14 protein-coding genes are annotated in these 19,054 nt (G+C 53.0%); 13 read left to right on the forward strand and 1 reads right to left on the reverse strand.

The window, feature by feature from the left end; translation table 11 throughout:
* Positions 1-98: 98 nt before the first annotated feature.
* The 9 genes from rpsA (at position 99) to ACVXHP_RS01180 (ending at position 10,755) form a co-directional block, all read left to right on the forward strand.
* Entirely contained in the window at positions 99-1,772 is a 1,674-nt protein-coding gene (rpsA, locus tag ACVXHP_RS01140; protein WP_003035776.1) for a 30S ribosomal protein S1, read from the forward strand.
* 159 nt (positions 1,773-1,931) lie between these two features.
* Positions 1,932-2,216, forward strand: coding sequence for an integration host factor subunit beta (ihfB, locus tag ACVXHP_RS01145; protein ID WP_003035780.1), 285 nt, complete (start codon positions 1,932-1,934; stop codon positions 2,214-2,216).
* 205 nt (positions 2,217-2,421) lie between these two features.
* A complete protein-coding gene (locus tag ACVXHP_RS01150; RefSeq protein WP_447570707.1) occupies positions 2,422-4,686 on the forward strand; it encodes a ComEC family protein in 2,265 nt (754 codons plus the stop codon).
* 36 nt (positions 4,687-4,722) lie between these two features.
* Positions 4,723-6,471 (forward strand): lipid A ABC transporter ATP-binding protein/permease MsbA, encoded by a 1,749-nt coding sequence (gene msbA / locus ACVXHP_RS01155; RefSeq protein ID WP_200007014.1) that lies wholly within the window; start codon positions 4,723-4,725, stop codon positions 6,469-6,471.
* Positions 6,468-7,445, forward strand: coding sequence for a tetraacyldisaccharide 4'-kinase (lpxK, locus tag ACVXHP_RS01160; RefSeq protein WP_304697685.1), 978 nt, complete (start codon positions 6,468-6,470; stop codon positions 7,443-7,445). The genes msbA and lpxK overlap by 4 nt, the downstream gene beginning before the upstream one ends.
* Positions 7,446-7,486: 41 nt before the next feature.
* Entirely contained in the window at positions 7,487-8,719 is a 1,233-nt protein-coding gene (locus ACVXHP_RS01165; protein WP_447570708.1) for a winged helix-turn-helix domain-containing protein, read from the forward strand.
* Positions 8,720-8,770: 51 nt separating this feature from the next.
* Positions 8,771-8,953 carry a protein YcaR gene (gene ycaR, locus ACVXHP_RS01170; RefSeq protein WP_003035793.1) on the forward strand — a complete coding sequence of 61 codons (183 nt, stop codon included), beginning with the start codon at positions 8,771-8,773 and terminating at the stop codon, positions 8,951-8,953.
* Positions 8,950-9,696, forward strand: coding sequence for a 3-deoxy-manno-octulosonate cytidylyltransferase (gene kdsB / locus ACVXHP_RS01175; protein ID WP_447570709.1), 747 nt, complete (start codon positions 8,950-8,952; stop codon positions 9,694-9,696). Before ycaR ends, kdsB begins: the two co-directional genes overlap by 4 nt.
* Before the next feature lie 165 nt (positions 9,697-9,861).
* Complete coding sequence (locus ACVXHP_RS01180; protein WP_200007006.1) at positions 9,862-10,755, forward strand: YcbJ family phosphotransferase; 894 nt, start codon at positions 9,862-9,864, stop codon at positions 10,753-10,755.
* A gap of 57 nt (positions 10,756-10,812) precedes the next feature.
* Here the strand turns inward: ACVXHP_RS01180 and elyC are convergent, their stop codons facing one another.
* Positions 10,813-11,577, reverse strand: coding sequence for an envelope biogenesis factor ElyC (gene elyC, locus ACVXHP_RS01185; protein ID WP_447570710.1), 765 nt, complete (start codon positions 11,575-11,577; stop codon positions 10,813-10,815).
* 135 nt (positions 11,578-11,712) lie between these two features.
* Between elyC and cmoM the strand changes: the two genes are divergently transcribed.
* The 4 genes from cmoM to mukB are packed head-to-tail and all read left to right on the forward strand — an operon-like array spanning position 11,713 to position 18,976.
* Positions 11,713-12,516: a tRNA uridine 5-oxyacetic acid(34) methyltransferase CmoM gene (gene cmoM / locus ACVXHP_RS01190; RefSeq protein ID WP_447570711.1), complete on the forward strand. Its 804-nt coding sequence runs from the start codon at positions 11,713-11,715 to the stop codon at positions 12,514-12,516.
* A complete protein-coding gene (gene mukF / locus ACVXHP_RS01195; RefSeq protein ID WP_061381858.1) occupies positions 12,509-13,831 on the forward strand; it encodes a chromosome partition protein MukF in 1,323 nt (440 codons plus the stop codon). The genes cmoM and mukF overlap by 8 nt, the downstream gene beginning before the upstream one ends.
* Complete coding sequence (mukE, locus tag ACVXHP_RS01200) at positions 13,812-14,516, forward strand: chromosome partition protein MukE (protein WP_042309434.1); 705 nt, start codon at positions 13,812-13,814, stop codon at positions 14,514-14,516. The genes mukF and mukE overlap by 20 nt, the downstream gene beginning before the upstream one ends.
* The gene (mukB, locus tag ACVXHP_RS01205; RefSeq protein ID WP_447570712.1) at positions 14,516-18,976 is read left to right on the forward strand and encodes a chromosome partition protein MukB; all 4,461 of its coding nucleotides are present in this window, start codon (positions 14,516-14,518) and stop codon (positions 18,974-18,976) included. Before mukE ends, mukB begins: the two co-directional genes overlap by 1 nt.
* The last annotated feature ends 78 nt before the right edge of the window (positions 18,977-19,054 follow it).

A 19,054-nucleotide genomic window follows, 5' to 3' on the forward strand; every position in this document is an offset into this window, starting at 1 on the left:
CAGTACCCCCGTTGCAATGGACTGACAGCGGGTATGTTAAACAACCCCATCCGGCATGGAGCCAGGTGGACGTTAAATATGAAACCTGAAGATTAAACATGACTGAATCTTTTGCTCAACTGTTTGAAGAATCCTTAAAAGAAATCGAAACCCGCCCGGGTTCCATCGTTCGTGGTGTTGTTGTTGCTATCGACAAAGACGTAGTACTGGTTGACGCCGGTCTGAAATCTGAGTCCGCCATTCCGGCAGAGCAGTTCAAAAACGCCCAGGGCGAGCTGGAAATCCAGGTTGGTGACGAAGTTGACGTTGCTCTGGATGCAGTAGAAGACGGCTTCGGTGAAACCCTGCTGTCCCGTGAGAAAGCTAAACGTCACGAAGCTTGGATCACGCTGGAAAAAGCTTACGAAGAAGCTGCAACCGTTACTGGTGTTATCAATGGCAAAGTCAAGGGTGGCTTCACTGTTGAGCTGAATGGTATTCGCGCGTTCCTGCCGGGTTCCCTGGTAGACGTTCGTCCGGTCCGCGACACGCTGCACCTGGAAGGCAAAGAGCTTGAGTTCAAAGTCATCAAGCTGGATCAGAAGCGTAACAACGTTGTTGTTTCCCGTCGTGCCGTTATCGAATCCGAAAACAGCGCAGAACGCGATCAGCTGCTGGAAAACCTGCAGGAAGGCATGGAAGTTAAAGGTATCGTTAAGAACCTCACTGACTACGGTGCATTCGTTGATCTGGGTGGCGTTGACGGCCTGCTGCACATCACCGACATGGCATGGAAACGCGTTAAGCATCCGAGCGAAATCGTAAACGTTGGCGACGAAATCACTGTTAAAGTGCTGAAGTTCGACCGCGAGCGTACTCGTGTATCTCTGGGCCTGAAACAGCTGGGCGAAGATCCATGGGTAGCTATCGCTAAGCGTTATCCGGAAGGTACCAAACTGACTGGTCGCGTGACCAACCTGACCGACTACGGCTGCTTCGTTGAAATCGAAGAAGGCGTTGAAGGCCTGGTTCACGTTTCCGAAATGGATTGGACCAACAAAAACATCCACCCGTCCAAAGTTGTTAACGTTGGCGATGTAGTGGAAGTTATGGTTCTGGATATCGACGAAGAACGTCGTCGTATCTCCCTGGGTCTGAAGCAGTGCAAAAACAACCCATGGCAGCAGTTCGCGGAAACCCACAACAAGGGCGACCGTGTTGAAGGTAAAATCAAGTCTATCACTGACTTCGGTATCTTCATCGGCCTGGACGGCGGCATCGACGGCCTGGTTCACCTGTCTGACATCTCCTGGAACGTTGCAGGCGAAGAAGCAGTACGTGAATACAAAAAAGGCGACGAAATCGCAGCAGTTGTTCTGCAGGTTGACGCAGAGCGTGAGCGTATCTCTCTGGGCGTTAAACAGCTCGCAGAAGATCCGTTCAACAACTGGGTTGCACTGAACAAGAAAGGCGCAATCGTAAACGGTAAAGTCACTGCAGTTGACGCTAAAGGCGCAACCGTAGAACTGGCTGACGGCGTTGAAGGTTACCTGCGCGCTTCTGAAGCTTCCCGTGACCGCGTTGAAGATGCAACTCTGGTTCTGAGCGTAGGCGACGACGTTGAAGCTAAATTCACCGGCGTTGATCGTAAGAACCGTGCAATCAGCCTGTCTGTTCGTGCTAAAGACGAAGCTGATGAGAAAGATGCAATCGCAACTGTTAACAAACAGGAAGATGCAAACTTCTCTAACAACGCAATGGCTGAAGCTTTCAAAGCAGCTAAAGGCGAGTAATATCGAGTACTCTAAATCCTTTGTGCTGTTAACAGCACAAAGGGTGACGAGTAGCTTGACAGATTACAGGATTCGTCCTGTAATCAATGACAAAGGGCGGCTACGGCCGCCCTTAATCAATGCAGCAGCTAATTATGCCTTTAAGGAACCGGAGGAATCATGACCAAGTCAGAATTGATTGAAAGACTTGCAACCCAGCAACCTCATATTCCCGCGAAAGCGGTTGAAGATGCAGTAAAAGAGATGCTGGAACATATGGCCTCGACTCTTGCGCAGGGCGAGCGTATTGAAATCCGCGGTTTCGGCAGCTTCTCTTTGCATTACCGCGCACCACGCACCGGACGTAATCCGAAGACCGGCGATAAAGTGGATCTGGAAGGGAAATACGTTCCGCACTTTAAACCAGGTAAAGAACTGCGCGATCGCGCCAATATTTACGGTTAAGTTTTTAGCGAGACTTAACGCCGAGAAAAGCACCTGTATGGGTGCTTTTTTCATTTCTGCAGGTCCATACTGGAATCCTCATCCCAGTTAATTCGCACGTTACATCCGCCGCTAAATATCAGCGGAACGCATGCCGTATAACAGTAAATTGTCGCCAGACAACCGTTGAGTATTACTGCATACTTCCCGCAACAGGGAGGTATTGATGAAAATAACAACGGTGAGTACGTGTGCATTGTGCGGCATTCTCCCTCTGATGCTATTACCCGCGCTTCCCGAAATGTTGAGCATCGGCGTTGTATTTTTTCTGGCATGTCTGCTCTGTCTTTTTCCTTACAAACATATGCGTTTCGCCGGATTAACCCTGCTGTTTTTTCTTTGGGGAATAATGGCGGCGAAAGATGCGCTTTGGGCGGGTAATACGCTTCCTGCTAAAAACCAGCAGGCAATCGTGCGCATAACCGGAACTGACAATATGACCACGCACTATGGTCAGATCACGCACCTGGAGGGGCGGCGAATCTTTCCTGCGCAGGGAATCGTGCTGTATGGGCAGTACCTGCCCGGCGACGTTTGCGCGGGGCAGACATGGGCGATGACGCTGAAAGTTCGCGCCGTACACGGCCAATTAAATGAGGGCGGATTTGACAGCCAACGTCACGCATTAGCACAGCATCAGCCGCTGACGGGACGGTTCTTGCAGGCTTCGGTCATCGCGCCACAATGTAGCTTGCGTTCGAAGTATCTCTCTTCACTAAAAACCCAGCTCGTCAACTATCCCTGGCAGCAGGTCATACTGGGGCTGGGAATGGGGGAGCGCTTATCTGTATCACAAGAGGTAAAAGCCATTATGCGTGATACCGGCACGGCGCATTTGATGGCTATCTCTGGGCTGCATATTGCGTTTGCCGCACTTTTGGCGGGAGGACTGATTCGCGGTGGACTGTTTTTTATGCCAACCAAATGGATTTACTGGCAGGCTCCGCTGGTTGGCGGGATTATCTGCGCAACATTCTATGCCTGGTTAACGGGGCTTCAGCCTCCTGCATTGCGCACGATTGTCGCGCTGATGGTCTGGGGAGCGCTGAAGCTAAGCGGCAGGCAGTGGAGCGGATGGTCGGTCTGGGTCTGTTGTCTCGCAGCCATCGTGGTGGTGGATCCTCTCGCTATTTTGTCACAAAGTCTGTGGTTGTCTGCTTTTGCCGTCGCGGCGCTGATATTCTGGTATCAGTGGATACCTTTGCCTGCCTGGTCGCTCTCTCGCACTGGACGCATACTGTTGGCCCTCGCTCATCTGCAACTGGGTATGACGATTCTGCTTCTGCCAGTGCAAATTTCGATGTTTCATGGCATTAGCCTGACTTCATTTGTGGCTAATTTATTTGCTGTACCGCTGGTCACGTTTATTTCCGTACCGCTGATATTAGCCGGCATGCTCGTGCATTTAACGGGTCTGGGAGGGCTGGAATCAGGACTGTGGTATTTAGCCGATCGCTCTCTGGCGCTGTTATTTTGGGGACTTAATGCTCTGCCTCAAGGCTGGATCAATATAGATGCCCGCTGGCAATGGCTTGCATTGGCACCTGGGCTAATGCTCATCGCATGGCGACTGAATACCTGGCGTACTCTACCGATGCTTTGTTTCACAGCGCTATTTTTGCTGAGTGAACCGCTCTGGCGAGCACCACGCACGGATGCATGGCAAGTGCATATGCTGGATGTCGGGCAGGGACTGGCGATGGTGATCGCCCGCAATGGGAAAGCGATTCTATATGATACGGGTCTGGCATGGCCTGAGGGCGATAGCGCGCAGCAATTGATCATTCCCTGGTTACGTTGGCACAACCTCGAGCCAGAAGGGATAATTTTAAGCCACGAGCATATGGACCACCGGGGTGGGTTGCGCTCGCTGCAACAAGCCTGGCCATTATTATGGATAAGAAGCCCACTGGGCTGGAAAGGTCATCTCCCGTGTTTTCGCGGGGAACGCTGGCAATGGCAAGGATTAACGTTCAGTGCACACTGGCCCCTGCGTGGAAATACAGCGCAGGGGAATAACCAATCCTGCGTGGTTAAAGTCGATGACGGATACCAGAGTATTCTGCTGACCGGTGATATTGAGTCTCCCGCTGAACAAAAAATGCTAAGTCACTACTGGTCTCATCTGCAGTCAACTGTTATGCAGGTGCCACACCATGGCAGCAATACCTCTTCATCACTGGCGCTGATTCAGCGTGTCGGCGGACAGGCTGCGTTGGCCTCGGCATCCCGTTACAATGCCTGGCGACTGCCTTCCTGGAAGGTGAAGCGGCGCTATCGGCAACAAGATTATCACTGGCTGGATACGCCACATCAGGGGCAGATTACGCTGGATTTTTACCCACATACCTGGCAAATACACAGCATGCGAGATCAGATTTTACCCCGTTGGTATCATCAGTGGTTTGGCGTGTCGGAGGATAACGGGTAGAATATGCGGCTATTCTAACAAATGCTGGTTTTTTGAATGCATAACGATAAAGATCTCTCTACGTGGCAGACGTTTCGCCGACTATGGCCAACCATAGCGCCTTTTAAATCGGGTCTGATCGTGGCGGGTATAGCGTTAGTCCTTAACGCGGCCAGCGATACCTTCATGTTATCGCTCCTTAAGCCATTACTGGATGATGGTTTTGGTAAAACTGACCGCTCGGTGCTGCTGTGGATGCCGCTGGTGGTTATTGGGCTGATGATAGTTCGTGGCTTAACCAGCTATGTCTCCAGCTATTGTATCTCATGGGTGTCAGGCAAAGTGGTTATGACCATGCGCCGCCGCCTGTTTGGTCACATGATGGGCATGCCAGTCTCCTTTTTTGATAAACAGTCTACAGGTACGTTGCTGTCACGTATTACCTATGATTCAGAGCAGGTAGCGTCATCGTCTTCCGGCGCGCTGATCACCGTGGTACGTGAAGGGGCCTCAATTATTGGCTTGTTCATCATGATGTTCTATTACAGCTGGCAGCTGTCATTGATCCTGATAGTACTGGCGCCAATTGTGTCAGTAGCGATTCGTGTGGTTTCTAAGCGCTTTCGTAGCATCAGTAAAAACATGCAAAACACCATGGGGCAGGTTACAACCAGTGCGGAGCAGATGCTGAAAGGCCACAAAGAAGTTCTGATTTTTGGTGGTCAGGAAGTCGAAACCAAACGCTTTGATAAAGTCAGCAACAAGATGCGTTTACAAGGTATGAAGATGGTTTCCGCCTCTTCTATCTCCGACCCTATCATCCAGTTGATTGCGTCTCTGGCTCTGGCCTTCGTGTTATATGCAGCCAGTTTCCCAAGCGTCATGGAAAACCTGACGGCAGGGACCATTACCGTTGTCTTCTCGTCAATGATCGCGCTGATGCGTCCGTTGAAATCGCTGACTAACGTCAACGCGCAGTTCCAGCGTGGTATGGCGGCATGCCAGACCTTATTTACGATTCTGGATAGCGAACAGGAGAAAGATGAAGGTAAACGCGTTATCGAACGCGCTACCGGCGATCTGGAATTCCGCAATGTGACCTTTACTTATCCAGGACGTGAAGTCCCTGCGCTGCGTAACATCAACCTGAATATTCCGGCGGGCAAAACTGTCGCTCTCGTGGGGCGTTCGGGTTCAGGTAAATCCACCATCGCCAGCCTGATTACGCGCTTCTACGATATCGATGAAGGGCAGATTCTGATGGACGGACACGATCTGCGCGAATATACCCTGGCATCCCTGCGCGATCAGGTCGCTTTGGTTTCGCAGAATGTGCACCTGTTTAACGATACGGTCGCGAATAACATCGCCTACGCGCGTACCGATTTGTACAGCCGTGAGCAGATTGAAAAAGCAGCGCAGATGGCCTATGCCATGGATTTCATCAATAAGATGGATAATGGTCTGGATACGGTGATTGGCGAAAACGGCGTATTGCTTTCCGGCGGACAGCGTCAACGTATCGCTATCGCCCGTGCCTTACTGCGTGACAGTCCGATCCTAATCCTTGATGAAGCTACGTCGGCTCTCGATACTGAATCCGAACGCGCGATTCAGGCGGCACTGGATGAGCTGCAGAAAAACCGTACTTCTCTGGTCATCGCACACCGTCTTTCTACCATTGAACAGGCGGACGAAATCATCGTAGTGGAAGACGGTATTATTGTTGAGCGCGGAACCCATAGCGAGCTGATTGAGCAACGCGGTGTGTATGCGCAATTACACAAAATGCAATTCGGTCAATGATCGCACGTATCTGGTCTGGTGAATCGCCGCTGTGGCGCTTATTGCTTCCACTCTCCTGGCTGTATGGCCTGGTGAGTGGCGGGATCCGCTTATGCTACAAGCTTGGGCTCAAGCGCGCATGGCGCGCGCCAGTACCCGTTGTCGTAGTGGGAAACCTTACCGCAGGCGGGAACGGTAAAACGCCGGTGGTGATTTGGCTGGTTGAACGACTACAGCAACGTGGTATCCGCGTGGGCGTGGTTTCTCGTGGTTATGGTGGAAAAGCCGCGGCTTACCCGCTGTTACTGACCGCTGATACCACAACTGCTGAAGCGGGCGATGAACCTGTGCTCATCTACCAGCGCACCGGCGTGCCGGTAGCGGTTTCTCCGAACAGAGCAGATGCGGTCAAAGCGATTTTGGCGCATCAAGATGTGCAGATTATTGTGACGGACGATGGTCTACAGCATTATCGTCTGGCGCGAGATGTTGAAATCGTGGTGATTGACGGCGAACGTCGGTTTGGCAATGGCTGGTGGCTTCCGGCCGGTCCCATGCGGGAACGCGCAGGTCGGCTTAAATCGGTGGATGCGACAATCGTTAACGGTGGCAGTCCACAGCCGGGGGAGATTCCCATGCGACTTGAACCCGGGCTGGCCGTTAATTTACGCACGGGTGAACGCCGTGATGTGGCGCAACTAACCCATATTGTCGCCATGGCGGGTATTGGTCATCCGCCACGTTTTTTTGCCACGCTTGAAGCGTGCGGAGCCAAACCACAAAAATGTATTGCGCTGGCAGATCATCAATCTCTGACCTACAGTGACGTCAGTGCGTTTTCAGACGCAGGGCAAACGCTGGTGATGACGGAAAAAGATGCGGTTAAATGCCGCGCATTTGCTGATGATAACTGGTGGTATTTGCCTGTGGACGCACATTTGTCAGGCGAACGGCCTGAAGTGTTGCTGAATAGCTTAATTTCGCTGACTCGCTAACGGATTCAAGCTGCGGCAGCGAATCATTTATGAGGTCATAAATGTCGTTGCCGCGCCTTTCTCTGACGGATGCTCGTCATCTTCACCTTGCTGCCCAAGGGCTGCTGAAAAAAACACGCCGCCGGGCAAATCCTGCAGATATTCTTGCCACCATCTCGCGCATGTCTTTACTGCAAATCGATACCATTAATATTGTGGCGCGCAGTCCTTACCTGGTGCTGTTCAGTCGATTGGGTGATTATTCCCCGCAATGGCTGGATGACTCGCTACGGCAGGGTGAGCTGATGGAGTACTGGGCGCATGAGGCCTGCTTTATGCCGCGTAGTGACTTTATGCTGATACGCCACCGCATGCTGGCGCCGGAGAAAATGGGCTGGAAATATAAAGCGGCGTGGATGACAGAACATGCCCATGAGATTGAGCAGTTGCTCCAGCATATCCACCATAATGGGCCGGTACGCTCAGTCGATTTTGAACATCCCCGTAAGGGGGCTAACGGCTGGTGGGAATGGAAGCCGCATAAGCGACACCTTGAAGGACTGTTTACTGCCGGGAAAGTGATGGTGGTGGAGCGGCGTAATTTCCAGCGAGTCTATGATTTAACCCATCGCGTCATGCCGCACTGGGATGATGAACGTGACAGGCTTTCACAAGAGGAAGCTGAAATTATCATGCTGGATAACAGCGCCCGTAGTCTGGGAATTTTTCGCGAACAGTGGTTGGCAGACTACTATCGCCTGAAGCGCCCGGGGTTAAAAAACTGGTGTGATGTGCGCAAGGAGCAGCAACAAATTACCCCGGTCGACGTTGAAGGGCTGGGAACCCTGTGGTTGCATAGCGATTTTCAACCGCTGCTTGAGCAGGCGCTGGCGGGTAAATTAACGGCAACGCATAGCACGGTTTTATCGCCGTTTGATCCGGTGGTCTGGGATCGCAAACGGGCAGAGCAGCTATTCGATTTTAGCTATCGGCTGGAATGTTATACGCCAGCAGCGAAACGTCAGTACGGTTATTTTGTCCTGCCGTTGCTGCATCATGGGCAGTTAGTGGGGCGGATGGATGCCAAAATGCACCGTAAAACAGGTGTGTTGGAGGTGATCTCGCTATGGTTACAGGATGGGGTCAAACCTGGCGTTACTCTGCAAAAAGGGTTGTTCCAGGCGATTGATGATTTTGCCCGCTGGCAGCAGGCAACGCGCGTGACGCTGGGGCACTGCCCTGAAGGTTTATTTGCTGGCGCACGGCATGGTTGGGAAATAGCCCCAGCCCGTTAAGCGATTATGTTAATATTTACGGATTCACAATCCGGTCCATCTGGAGGAACTATGGATCATCGTCTGCTTGAAATCATTGCCTGCCCGGTATGCAATGGCAAACTCTGGTTTAACCAGGAAAAACAGGAACTAATTTGTAAACTGGATAACCTTGCTTTCCCACTGCGTGATGGCATTCCCGTTTTACTGGAAACCGAAGCCCGCGTTCTGACTGCGGATGAGAGTAAATCATGAGTTTTGTGGTCATTATTCCTGCGCGTTATGCGTCCACACGTTTGCCGGGCAAGCCACTGCTGGATATCAACGGCAAGCCGATGATCGTGCATGTACTGGAGCGTGCGCGTGAATCTGGCGCTGAACGCATTATCGTTGCCACCGATCATGAAGATGTCGCTCGTGCGGTAGAAGCGGTGGGAGGGGAAGTCTGCATGACCCGTGCCGATCACCAGTCTGGCACCGAGCGTCTGGCGGAAGTCGTCGAGAAATGTGGCTTTAGCGACGATACCGTTATTGTGAACGTTCAGGGTGATGAACCGATGATCCCGGCGATCATTATTCGTCAGGTGGCCGAAAATCTGGCGCAACGCCAGGTTGGTATGGCGACCCTTGCGGCCCCCATTCATAGTGCGGAAGAAGCATTTAATCCCAATGCGGTGAAAGTCGTTCTGGACAGCGAAGGGTATGCTCTCTATTTTTCACGTGCAACCATTCCCTGGGATCGTGACCGTTTTGCCAAAAGCCTGGAAACGGTAGGCGATACCTTCCTGCGTCACCTCGGTATTTACGGTTATCGCGCCGGTTTTATTCGCCGCTATGTTAACTGGCAGCCCAGCCCACTTGAGCATATTGAAATGCTGGAGCAACTGCGTGTGCTGTGGTACGGCGAAAAAATTCACGTGGACGTCGCTAAAGAAGTACCGGGTACCGGCGTAGACACTGCCGAGGATCTTGAGCGCGTTCGCGCTGAAATGCGTTAGTTTTTCTCATGGCACTCCACCCATAATGCCGCGTATTTTTGGGAGGAGTGTCGTATCGTTACGTTTTCCTTGTGCTTTTCTTTTCATCAATTGATCTCATCCGGGTGACATCTGTCTGCGTGACGCTCATTATGAAAGCAGTAGCTTTTATGAGGGCAATCTGAAATGGAACAGTTGCGTGCCGAACTCAGCCATCTGCTGGGTGAAAAACTCAGTCGTATTGAATGCGTGAATGAAAAAGTGGATACCGCCCTGTGGTCACTGTACGACAGTCAGGGCAATCCGATGCCGCTGATGGCGAGAAGTTTCACCACGCCGGGTATGGCGCAGCAGCTGGCATGGAAAACCTCCATGCTGGCGCGCAGTGGCACGGTACGTATGCCGGTCATTTATGGCGTCTTAACGCATGAGGAGCATCCCGGTCCTGATGTGCTCCTGCTTGAGCGTTTACGCGGCGTGCCGGTGGAAGCGCCTGCCCGAACGCCCGAGCGCTGGGAACATTTAAAAGATCAAATCGTAGAAGGTTTGCTGTCATGGCATCGGCAGGATAGCCGCGGCTGCGTGGGTGCGGTGGATAACACGCAAGAGAACATCTGGCCGTCCTGGTATCGCCAGCGTGTCGAGGTATTGTGGAGCACGTTGAATCAGTTCAACAATACCGGACTGACGATGCAGGACAAGCGGATTCTGTTCCGCACCCGTGAATGTTTACCCGACCTATTTGCCGGATTTAATGATAACTGCGTGCTGATCCACGGCAATTTCAGTTTACGCAGCATGCTCAAAGACGCTCGTAGCGATCAGCTCCTGGCAATGGTGGGACCGGGCTTGATGTTGTGGGCGCCAAGAGAATATGAATTGTTCCGCTTAATGGACAATGCGCTGGCGGAGAGCCTGCTTTGGCAATATCTGCAACGCGCGCCAGTGGCGGAGTCATTCATCTGGCGGCGCTGGTTGTATGTGTTATGGGATGAGGTTACGCAACTGGTCAATACCGGACGCTTTAATCGTGCCAACTTTGATCTGGCGACAAAATCCCTACTGCCGTGGCTCGCCTGACTATCCGGCCTGGAATTCTGCGCTGAATCTGTAGGCCTGATAAGAGGCAACATTCTGTCAATGTTCCGCTCCCTTCAGCCACTGCCAGATGCGCCCCAGCGTTTCGTATCCGACACGATCGCTGTGCATTAACCAGACGGGTGAGGGAATAGCCCGTTCCCATGGATTAAGCGGGGAGTCAATCGCTAACTGATTGGCAGGGGCTGGCAGCGGATGTAGCCCGGCCTGCTGGAAGAAAATCATGGCGCGCGGCAAGTGCGACGCGGAGGTCACCAGCAGAAACGGCGCGTTGCCGATGGCCTGCTTTACTGCCGCTGCTTCTTCTTCAGTATCTTTGGGTTGATCCAGTGTAATGATGTCACCAGGCGGCACTCCCAGCGACTGCGCTACGCGGGCGCCAGCTTCTGCGGTACTGACGTTATTCGTTTTTGCGGCCGCGCCGGTAAAGATAAGCTTTGATCCCGGATTAGCGCGCCATAGGCGAATACCTTCATTCAGGCGTGGAAGGCTGTTGTTAATCAGGTTTGAACTCGGCGCCCACTGTGGATTCCAGGTATATCCTCCGCCCAGCACCACAATGTATTCCACTTTTTGCGTATCCTGCCAGGTGGGATAACTGTCCTCAATGGGTTTCAGCAGACTGTCGGCGACGGGTTGCAAACTCAGGAGTAATAGAGCCAGCCAACTCAGGCTGATACACACTTTCCCTGTTTTTTGAAAGCGGCTAAACCAGACCAGCGCCAGGCCAATACCCATCATCGTTAGCATCAGCGGAAGCGGCAGCATCATGCCGCCAATCACTTTCTTCAGCGTAAAAAGCATCCTTTTTGGTTCCTTTTTTAACCATACAGCAGGGGATCTGCAGGGATATTACACCAGGAAGGTTCATTCTCGGCGTGGGTGTGACAAAATAGCGGTTTTACTTAGTCACCCTAAAGCCAGTATGTGGAGAGCCCGATGCGGGATCGCAATTTTGATGACATTGCAGAGAAGTTTTCCCGTAACATTTACGGCACCACCAAAGGTCAATTAAGACAAGCTATTCTTTGGCAGGATTTGGATCGATTATTGGCGACATTCGGCGAGCAAAAATTGCGCATTCTGGATGCCGGCGGTGGTGAAGGGCAAACGGCCATCAAGATGGCGCAACGTGGGCACTTCGTGACATTATGCGATCTGTCAGGCGAAATGATCGCCCGTGCGCAACAGGCGGCAGAGGCAAAAGGTGTGAGCGGAAACATGCATTTTATACAATGCGCCGCTCAGGACGTTACTGCGCATTTGGAAACCCCGGTTGATCTGATATTGTTTCATGCTGTGCTGGAATGGGTGACGGATCCCGTCAGCGTATTGCAGACGCTGTGGTCAGTATTGCGCCCCGGCGGCGCGCTGTCGTTAATGTTCTACAATGCTAACGGTCTGTTGATGCATAACATGGTCGCAGGGAACTTTGACTATGTGCAGGTGGGGATGCCGAAACGTAAAAAGCGCACGCTTTCACCGGACTACCCACGCGATCCGGGGCAGGTTTACCAGTGGCTGGAAGAGATCGGTTGGCAGATAACGAGTAAAACGGGCGTCCGTGTGTTTCATGATTATCTGCGGGATAAACATAAGCAGCATGACGACTACGAAATGTTACTTGAGTTAGAAACGCGCTATTGCCGCCAGGAACCGTATATCAGCCTTGGGCGCTATATTCATGTCACCGCGATTAAAAGTCCGGCCCGAGCCGCAGATGCAAGGATAACCTATGAGTGAATTTTCCCAGACAGTCCCCGAACTGGTTGCCTGGGCCAGAAAAAATGACTTCTCCATCTCTCTGCCGGTAGACAGACTTTCGTTCCTGCTGGCGGTCGCCACTCTGAACGGTGAGCGACTTGACGGTGAGATGAGTGAAGGTGAGCTGGTGGATGCGTTCCGCCATGTGAGTGATGCGTTTGAGCAAACCAGCGAAACCATAGGCGTACGCGCTAACAACGCGATCAACGATATGGTGCGTCAACGTCTGCTGAACCGCTTTACCAGCGAGCAGGCGGAAGGCAATGCCATATATCGTTTAACGCCGCTTGGAATTGGCATCACGGATTACTACATTCGTCAACGCGAATTCTCTACGCTGCGTCTTTCTATGCAGTTGTCGATTGTGGCTGGTGAATTGAAGCGCGCGGCGGATGCGGCAGCGGAAGGTGGCGATGAGTTCCACTGGCATCGCAATGTTTATGCGCCCCTGAAATATTCGGTGGCGGAGATTTTTGACAGTATCGATCTCACCCAGCGCATCATGGATGAACAGCAGCAGCAGGTGAAAGACGATATCGCGCAATTGTTGAACAAAGACTGGCGGGCGGCGATTTCCAGCTGTGAACTGCTGCTTTCTGAAACTTCCGGGACGCTGCGCGAACTGCAGGATACGTTGGAAGCGGCGGGCGATAAGCTACAGGCAAACCTGTTACGCATCCAGGATGCCACGATGACGCATGACGATTTGCATTTTGTCGACCGACTGGTGTTTGACTTACAAAGCAAACTCGACCGCATTATCAGTTGGGGTCAGCAGTCGATTGATTTGTGGATCGGTTACGATCGTCATGTGCATAAGTTTATCCGTACCGCGATTGATATGGATAAAAACCGCGTCTTTGCCCAGCGTTTGCGCCAGTCCGTGCAGACTTATTTTGACGATCCGTGGGCGCTGACTTATGCCAACGCCGACCGTCTGCTGGATATGCGTGATGAAGAGATGGTCCTGCGTGACGAAGAGGTCACCGGTGAGCTTCCGACAGATCTGGAATATGAAGAATTTAACGAGATCCGTGAGCAACTGGCGGCGATTATCGAAGAGCAGTTGGCTATCTACAAATCCAGACAAACGCCACTGGATCTCGGTTTGGTAGTGCGCGAGTATCTGGCGCAATATCCACGTGCGCGTCACTTCGACGTCGCGCGTATTGTTATCGATCAGGCGGTACGTCTTGGCGTAGCGCAAGCAGATTTCACCGGACTGCCAGCCAAATGGCAGCCGATTAATGATTACGGAGCCAAGGTACAGGCGCATGTCATTGACAAATATTGAACAAGTGATGCCGGTAAAGCTGGCGCAGGCGCTGGCGAATCCGTTATTTCCGGCGCTGGATAGCGCATTACGTTCGGGCCGACATATCGGCCTGGATGAACTGGATAATCATGCCTTCCTGATGGATTTTCAGGAATATTTTGAAGAATTTTACAGCCGCTATAACGTGGAACTGATCCGCGCGCCGGAAGGGTTCTTCTATCTTCGCCCGCGTTCAACGACGCTCATTCCGCGTTCGGTTCTGTCCGAACTGGATATGATGGTCGGTAAAATTCTTTGCTATCTCTATCTCAGCCCGGAACGCCTGGCGAATGAAGGGATTTTTACCCAGCAAGAGTTGTACGACGAGCTGTTGACGCTGGCGGATGAAGCGAAACTGCTGAAGCTGGTGAACAATCGTTCAACCGGTTCGGACGTTGACCGTCAGAAGCTACAGGAAAAGGTACGTTCTTCGCTAAACCGTCTGCGTCGCTTAGGCATGGTGTGGTTTCTGGGCCACGACAGCAGCAAATTCCGTATTACGGAATCGGTCTTCCGCTTTGGCGCGGACGTGCGCAGCGGTGACGATCCGCGTGAAGCTCAGCGTCGCTTAATTCGTGATGGCGAAGCGATGCCGGTCGAGAACCGCCTGCAGCTCAACGATGAGCCCGAAGAGAATCAGCCGGACAGTGGAGAAGAAGAATAATGATTGAACGCGGTAAATTTCGCTCACTAACGCTGATTAACTGGAATGGTTTTTTTGCCCGTACGTTCGACCTGGATGAACTGGTCACTACGTTGTCCGGTGGTAACGGTGCGGGTAAATCCACGACCATGGCGGCATTTGTTACGGCGCTCATCCCGGATTTAACCCTGCTGCATTTCCGTAATACCACCGAAGCCGGTGCGACCAGCGGTTCACGTGACAAAGGTCTGCACGGTAAGCTGAAAGCGGGTGTCTGTTACTCAATGCTCGACGTCCTCAACTCCCGCCATCAGCGCGTGGTTGTCGGCGTTCGTCTGCAACAGGTTGCCGGTCGCGATCGTAAAGTGGATATCAAGCCGTTTGCCATTCAGGGGCTGCCGATGTCGGTGCAGCCCACTCAGTTGGTTACGGAAACGCTGAACGAACGCCAGGCGCGCGTCCTGTCTCTCCCTGAGCTGAAAGAGAAGCTTGATGAGATGGAAGGCGTGCAGTTTAAGCAGTTCAATTCGATAACGGATTATCACTCGCTGATGTTCGATCTGGGCATCATTGCCCGTCGTCTGCGCTCTGCGTCCGATCGTAGTAAATTCTATCGTCTGATTGAAGCCTCGCTGTATGGCGGTATCTCCAGCGCTATTACTCGCTCACTGCGTGATTACCTGCTGCCAGAAAACGGTGGCGTGCGCAAAGCGTTCCAGGATATGGAAGCCGCGCTGCGTGAAAACCGCATGACGTTGGAAGCGATTCGCGTAACCCAGTCTGACCGCGATCTGTTTAAGCATTTGATCAGCGAAGCGACCAACTACGTGGCAGCGGATTATATGCGCCATGCCAACGAGCGCCGTATTCATCTGGATAAAGCGCTGGAATATCGTCGTGAGCTGCATACCTCGCGCAAGCAGTTGGCTGCTGAGCAGTATAAGCACGTGGACATGGCGCGCGAACTGGGCGAGCACAACGGCGCAGAGGGCGATCTGGAAGCTGATTACCAGGCCGCGAGCGATCACCTCAACCTGGTGCAAACCGCGCTGCGTCAGCAGGAAAAAATTGAACGCTATGAAGCGGATCTCGAAGAATTACAGGTCCGTCTCGAAGAACAAAATGAGGTCGTTGCGGAAGCCGTTGACCGCCAGGATGAAAACGAAGCCCGCGCGGAAGCTGCTGAGCTGGAAGTGGATGAGCTGAAAAGTCAGCTTGCCGATTACCAGCAGGCGCTGGACGTCCAGCAAACGCGAGCTATCCAGTATACTCAGGCGATTCAGGCGTTAAGCCGGGCCAAAGAGCTGTGCCACTTACCGGATCTGACAGCCGACAGCGCTGCTGAATGGCTGGAAACCTTCCAGGCTAAAGAGCTGGAAGCCACAGAAAAACTGTTGACGCTGGAACAAAAAATGAGCGTGGCGCAAACCGCGCACAGCCAGTTTGAACAGGCTTATCAGTTGGTGGCGGCTATCAACGGCCCACTGGCGCGTGGTGAGGCCTGGAACGTGGCGCGTGAACTGCTGCGGGAAGGTGTTGAGCAGCGTCACCTGGCGGAACAGGTGCAGCCGTTGCGTATGCGACTCAGCGAGCTGGAACAGCGTCTGCGCGAACAGCAGGACGCCGAGCGACTGCTGGCTGAATTCTGCAAACGCCAGGGTAAACAGTTCGATATCGATGAGCTGGAAGCGCTGCATCAGGAGTTGGAAGCGCGCATCGCCGCCTTGTCGGACAGCGTATCGTCTGCCAGCGAACAGCGAATGACGCTGCGTCAGGAACAGGAACAGCTACAGTCGCGTATTCAGCATTTGATGAAGCGCGCGCCGGTCTGGCTGGCCGCGCAAAATAGCCTGAATCAACTTAGCGAACAGTGCGGCGAAGAGTTTACCTCCAGCCAGGACGTAACCGAGTATCTGCAGCAATTGCTGGAGCGCGAGCGTGAAGCTATTGTTGAGCGTGATGAAGTTGGCGCACGCAAAAACGCGGTTGATGAAGAAATTGAACGTTTAAGTCAGCCGGGCGGGGCGGAAGATCAACGTCTGAACGCGCTGGCGGAACGCTTCGGCGGCGTGCTGCTGTCAGAAATTTATGACGACGTTAGCCTTGAAGATGCGCCGTACTTCTCCGCGCTGTACGGTCCTTCACGCCATGCTATCGTGGTGCCGGATCTGTCGCTGATCACCGAACAGCTTGAAGGACTGACGGATTGCCCGGAAGATCTCTATTTTATCGAAGGGGATCCGCAGTCGTTTGATGACAGCGTTTTCAGCGTGGATGAGCTGGAAAAAGCGGTGGTGGTGAAAACCGCCGAGCGCCAGTGGCGTTATTCCCGCTTCCCGACGGTACCCATTTTTGGTCGTGCGGCGCGCGAAAGCCGTATCGAAACCCTGCATGCCGAGCGTGAAGGACTGTCTGAACGTTTCGCCACGCTCTCTTTTGACGTCCAGAAAACCCAGCGTCTGCATCAGGCGTTCAGCCGCTTTATCGGCAGCCATTTGTCGGTGGCGTTTGAAGCCGATCCGGAAGCAGAAATTCGTCAGTTGAACAGCCGCCGCGTTGAGCTGGAGCGTGCGCTGACCAATCATGAAAATGATAACCAGCAAAGCCGTATGCAGTTTGAACAGGCGAAAGAGGGGGTCTCTGCGCTGAACCGCCTGCTGCCGCGTTTGAATCTGCTGGCCGATGACACGCTGGCCGATCGCGTGGACGAAATTCGCGAGCGTCTGGATGAAGCCCAGGAAGCGGCGCGTTTTGTGCAGCAGCACGGCAATCAATTAGCCAAACTGGAACCGATGGTTTCGGTTCTGCAAAATGACCCTGAGCAGTTTGAACAACTGAAGGAAGATTACGCCTATTCCCAGCAGATGCAGCGTGACGCGCGTCAGCAGGCGTTTGCGCTAACTGAGGTCGTACAACGCCGGGCGCACTTTAGCTATTCCGATTCAGCCGAAATGCTGAGCGGCAACAGCGATCTGAACGAAAAACTGCGCCAGCGTCTGGAACAGGCGGAAGCTGAACGTACCCGCGCTCGTGAAGCGCTGCGCAGCCACGCCGCGCAGTTAAGCCAGTACAATCAGGTCATGGCGTCGCTGAAAAGCTCCTATGACACTAAAAAAGAACTGCTCAACGATTTACAACGTGAACTGCAGGATATCGGCGTTCGTGCTGACAGCGGTGCGGAAGAGCGTGCCCGTATCCGTCGTGATGAACTGCATGCGCAGCTCAGCAACAACCGTGCGCGCCGTAACCAACTGGAAAAAGCGCTGACCTTCTGCGAAGCGGAGATGGACAACCTGACCCGCAAACTGCGTAAACTGGAACGCGATTATTTTGAGATGCGCGAACAGGTTGTCACCGCGAAAGCCGGTTGGTGTGCGGTGATGCGCATGGTGAAAGACAATGGCGTTGAACGCCGTCTGCACCGTCGCGAGCTGGCGTATCTTTCTGGTGATGAACTGCGTTCGATGTCGGATAAGGCGTTGGGCGCGCTGCGTCTGGCGGTGGCGGATAACGAACACCTGCGTGATGTGTTGCGCATGTCTGAAGATCCGAGGCGCCCGGAGCGTAAAATTCAGTTCTTTGTCGCGGTTTATCAGCATCTGCGTGAACGTATTCGTCAGGATATTATTCGTACCGACGATCCGGTGGAAGCGATTGAACAGATGGAGATCGAACTGAGCCGTCTGACGGAAGAATTAACCTCGCGTGAACAGAAGCTGGCGATCAGCTCCCGCAGCGTGGCGAACATCATTCGTAAGACGATTCAGCGCGAACAAAACCGTATTCGTATGCTGAACCAGGGTCTGCAAAGCGTATCGTTTGGCCAGGTAAATAGCGTTCGTCTGAACGTCAACGTGCGTGAAACCCACGCCACCTTGCTGGATGTCCTGTCCGAGCAGCATGAACAGCATCAGGATCTGTTTAACAGCAACCGTCTGACCTTCTCTGAAGCGCTGGCGAAGCTGTATCAGCGACTGAATCCGCAGATTGATATGGGACAACGCACGCCGCAAACCATTGGTGAAGAGCTGCTGGACTACCGTAACTATCTGGAAATGGAAGTTGAGGTTAACCGTGGTTCAGACGGCTGGCTGCGTGCTGAATCTGGCGCACTGTCAACCGGTGAGGCGATCGGGACCGGGATGTCGATCCTGGTGATGGTTGTACAAAGCTGGGAAGATGAAGGTCGCAGACTGCGCGGGAAAGATATCTCGCCTTGTCGTCTGCTGTTCCTTGATGAAGCTGCGCGACTTGATGCCCGCTCTATCGCGACCCTGTTTGAACTGTGCGAGCGTTTGCAGATGCAGCTGATTATCGCTGCGCCGGAAAACATCAGCCCGGAGAAAGGCACCACCTACAAACTGGTGCGTAAAGTCTTCCAGAACACCGAGCACGTTCACGTGGTGGGTCTGCGCGGATTTGCCCCGCAGTTACCTGAGCCACTGCCAGGAACTGAAGACGCTTCCTCGCAGGCAAGCTAAGTAAGAAGGCGGCTAAATAGCCGCCTTCTTCTTTTCTGAAAAGCACATAATGCCTGGTGTAATTTCTTTAGACTTCTT

The sequence above is a fragment of the Citrobacter freundii complex sp. 2025EL-00176 genome (assembly GCF_053309355.1).

What these genes read in the sequence shown, in the direction of transcription:
- rpsA (WP_003035776.1), top strand. Translation starts at nt 99, where the DNA reads ATGACTGAATCTTTTGCTCAACTGTTTGAAGAATCCTTAAAAGAAATC.
- ihfB (WP_003035780.1), top strand. Translation starts at nt 1,932, where the DNA reads ATGACCAAGTCAGAATTGATTGAAAGACTTGCAACCCAGCAACCTCAT.
- ACVXHP_RS01150 (WP_447570707.1), top strand. Translation starts at nt 2,422, where the DNA reads ATGAAAATAACAACGGTGAGTACGTGTGCATTGTGCGGCATTCTCCCT.
- msbA (WP_200007014.1), top strand. Translation starts at nt 4,723, where the DNA reads ATGCATAACGATAAAGATCTCTCTACGTGGCAGACGTTTCGCCGACTA.
- lpxK (WP_304697685.1), top strand. Translation starts at nt 6,468, where the DNA reads ATGATCGCACGTATCTGGTCTGGTGAATCGCCGCTGTGGCGCTTATTG.
- ACVXHP_RS01165 (WP_447570708.1), top strand. Translation starts at nt 7,487, where the DNA reads ATGTCGTTGCCGCGCCTTTCTCTGACGGATGCTCGTCATCTTCACCTT.
- ycaR (WP_003035793.1), top strand. Translation starts at nt 8,771, where the DNA reads ATGGATCATCGTCTGCTTGAAATCATTGCCTGCCCGGTATGCAATGGC.
- kdsB (WP_447570709.1), top strand. Translation starts at nt 8,950, where the DNA reads ATGAGTTTTGTGGTCATTATTCCTGCGCGTTATGCGTCCACACGTTTG.
- ACVXHP_RS01180 (WP_200007006.1), top strand. Translation starts at nt 9,862, where the DNA reads ATGGAACAGTTGCGTGCCGAACTCAGCCATCTGCTGGGTGAAAAACTC.
- elyC (WP_447570710.1), bottom strand. Translation starts at nt 11,577, where the DNA reads ATGCTTTTTACGCTGAAGAAAGTGATTGGCGGCATGATGCTGCCGCTT.
- cmoM (WP_447570711.1), top strand. Translation starts at nt 11,713, where the DNA reads ATGCGGGATCGCAATTTTGATGACATTGCAGAGAAGTTTTCCCGTAAC.
- mukF (WP_061381858.1), top strand. Translation starts at nt 12,509, where the DNA reads ATGAGTGAATTTTCCCAGACAGTCCCCGAACTGGTTGCCTGGGCCAGA.
- mukE (WP_042309434.1), top strand. Translation starts at nt 13,812, where the DNA reads ATGTCATTGACAAATATTGAACAAGTGATGCCGGTAAAGCTGGCGCAG.
- mukB (WP_447570712.1), top strand. Translation starts at nt 14,516, where the DNA reads ATGATTGAACGCGGTAAATTTCGCTCACTAACGCTGATTAACTGGAAT.